This window comes from Synechococcus sp. R3-13, assembly GCF_047462195.1.
Classification (GTDB): domain Bacteria; phylum Cyanobacteriota; class Cyanobacteriia; order Thermostichales; family Thermostichaceae; genus Thermostichus.
Genome location: NZ_JANSIO010000402.1, coordinates 1 through 2722 on the forward strand (window position 1 = coordinate 1; position 2722 = coordinate 2722).

The following is a 2722-nucleotide window of genomic DNA, read 5'->3' on the forward strand; positions in this document are numbered from 1 at the left end:
CTTTTAACAAGGAAGCCACTCGGGAGTCGGGCACATTGGGGATGAGCACGTTCTGCTCCACTGTCAGCCGCAGCTCCCCGGAGCCGTACACCTCCGCCAAGCGGGCCAGCTCCATCATCTCCAGGGCGTTGAGCCGCCCCACCGGCACATGCAGGCCGACAAAGTTGAGGCCCGGCTGCTTCTGGGCATGCAACCCCAGCAGATCCCGCTTGTGCCAGACCACCTCATCTTTTTCCGCTGCCCTGAGCAGAGGGTGGCCAGTCTGGCGCTCCACAGCCGCCCGGAACTTCTCTAGGCCCCACTCGTCAATGAGCCACATCAACCGCGCCTTTTGCCGGTTGGCCCGCAGGCCGTGATCCCGGTAGACCAGCAGCACCGCCTCGCACAGAGGAACCACATCGCGGGGATCCACCCAGACATCTAGGCCAATTGCCTCGGCGCAGCGGCGAGCCGAGAAAAAGCCCCCCACCAGGACGTTGAAGCCCAGCTTGCCCTCTTTGAAGGCAGGTACAAAGGCCAGGTCGTTGATCTCCGCATGCACGGAGTTGTCGCGACAACCGCAGATGGCGATGTTGAACTTGCGCGGCAGGTTGCTGAAGGAAGGGTTGCCCTCGCCGTTGTTGGTAACCATGTCCTGCACCTTGCGAGTGAGGCCGCGCACATCGATCAGCTCGTCCGGGTCAATACCGGCCAGAGGGGATCCCGTGATGTTGCGCACGTTGTCCATGCCCGACTGGATGCTGGTCAGGCCTACCTCTTTCAGGTAGCCCAGGATCTGGGGCATTTCCTCGATGGGGATGCCCCGCAGTTGCAGGTTCTGCCGGGTGGTGATGTCGGCTACGCCCTGTTCTCCATAGGGGTGGATGATTGCGCCCAACATCCGCATTTGGCCGCTGGTTAGGATCCCATTGGGCAGGCGCAGCCGCAGCATGAACTGACCTGGGGTGCGCTTGCGAAAGAAGATCCCCAGCCACTTGAGGCGGTGATCCCGGTCGTCTTCAGGAATGTTCTCCCAACCCATCCGGGCAAACGCCTCCAGCTCGGCCTTGACCGCCAGCCCATCCTTTTCGCTTTTGAGGCGTTCAAATTGGTTCGCCATGATCGCTGCCGTGGGGTGAACATTGGCTATCCTAGCGATGACGAACCGTTAACTTTGGTGTTGGTAGTTACACTTTGTAACAGGTTATGCAGTTTTGTCATTCTCGAATTGCGCTTTATGCATAAAGTCAGGCTTCCAGGAGCAGCAGACCCCTCTTTCCCCTTTGGGAAAGGGGCTGGGGGTGAGGAAAAGCTAGTTGAGAGGGTTGAAAGAGTTGAAAGGCTCCATCTGCCAGAGGAAACGGGGCGGGATCCCCAGCCCTTCGGTGAGGGGTGCGGGCCGTTGGGAAGTTTGGGGATCGCAGTCGTAGAGAGCGGTGGTGTAGCGGTAGCTGCGGGGGGGGCCACCGTTGAGGCGAATGCCGCTAATTTCAAAGGTGTAGTTGCGATTGGGCTGGATCGAACCCACGGAGTAGGTCAAAGTTTCCAGGCCAAAGGCGGGATCCCCCACGCGGAGATCTCCAACAGGCACCGGCTCGCCGCTGAGGGCATCGGTGATGCGGACTTGGGCTTGGCTGAGATCAGCCTTGCCGCCACGGCTGGGCACCGAGAAAGACCAGCGGTAGGCAGACAGGGGCTGGCCGGAAAACCCTTCTAGGCGGTAGAGGTAGCCGTCTTTCTCCGGGAAGGCGATGAACTCTGGATCTGGCACCGACTCGTCAAAACCGAAGATCCAGTTGGCGTTGGCCTGGGTCACCCGTCCAGCCCGTGGGTCAAAGACAATGCCGTAGGCCCCCTGGGCGTACTGAGGATACAGGTTCCAGCGGCGATGCCCCACATCCACAAAGTTTTCTCGACCTGGCTCGGCAAAATAGATGTCCACCTGCCGCGCCAACACCCGGCCTGGATCGGGGCCGTTCAGCTCTAGGATGGGCCCAACCGCCAGGTTGCTGAAGCGGGATCCCGCCTCCCCAGCAGGGGTAAAGCAGCGCCAAGAAGGGGGCGGCTGGTGGCTGAGAGTACCATTGGCTACCTGCATCAAGGCCGCTTGCTGGGCGGCTTCTAGGAACTGAGGATTGAGCTTCACCGGCGGTAACTGGTGCAACAGCCGTAGAAAATTCAGCCGATCCATCATCTTTTGGGCTGCTGCAGGCGTAAGGCGACCGGGGTTGCAGGTAGCAACCTGGGGCTGTTCGGCGTAAATAGGCCCCGTGAAGCTGCGGGTCTGGCGATCCAACCGGCACAGGAAGCTGGCAATCAGCACTTCCCCTGCCCGCGGTGGCTCCATCGAGGTAGGGGATCCTCCACAGGCCGCCAGCAGACAAAGACAAAAGATCCCCGCGATCCTCAAAGCCCAAAGCTGAACCAACTTGGGCAACCGCTGCAAGGGCATGCAAAAACCAGCCGAATTATGAGCCGGTGGGGGTGGGGGTGATGCTGGGGGGGCTGACGGTGCTGCTGCTGCTCTCGCCACAAGCAGGCAACAAGCCCAGACAGGCAAACAGGGCTAAGGCCGCCAAAAGCTGGTGGGTCACTTTGGGTTGCAACGTAGCCATGACAACAAACCTCCCAAATGCTGTTGGGTTTGACCCTGTTCTATCACCTGGCCGAGTGGGCCACAGCGTCAAAACTTATGCCGACAAGGGTATAACGTGACATCCTCCCGACGCTGACCCTACGGGTA

Annotated in this window: 3 protein-coding genes; all 3 read right to left on the reverse strand. The window is 60.3% G+C overall.

Going from position 1 to position 2722, the window contains the following annotated elements; all coding sequences use genetic code 11:
- Positions 1-1099: ferredoxin--nitrite reductase (locus NW856_RS11840; protein ID WP_414400441.1), on the reverse strand; the 1099-nt coding region annotated here is incomplete at its 3' end.
- A gap of 192 nt (positions 1100-1291) precedes the next feature.
- Positions 1292-2326 (reverse strand): CAP domain-containing protein, encoded by a 1035-nt coding sequence (locus NW856_RS11845; protein ID WP_414400442.1) that lies wholly within the window; start codon positions 2324-2326, stop codon positions 1292-1294.
- A gap of 121 nt (positions 2327-2447) precedes the next feature.
- Positions 2448-2594 carry a hypothetical protein gene (locus NW856_RS11850; RefSeq protein WP_187147246.1) on the reverse strand — a complete coding sequence of 49 codons (147 nt, stop codon included), beginning with the start codon at positions 2592-2594 and terminating at the stop codon, positions 2448-2450.
- Positions 2595-2722 lie beyond the last annotated feature (128 nt).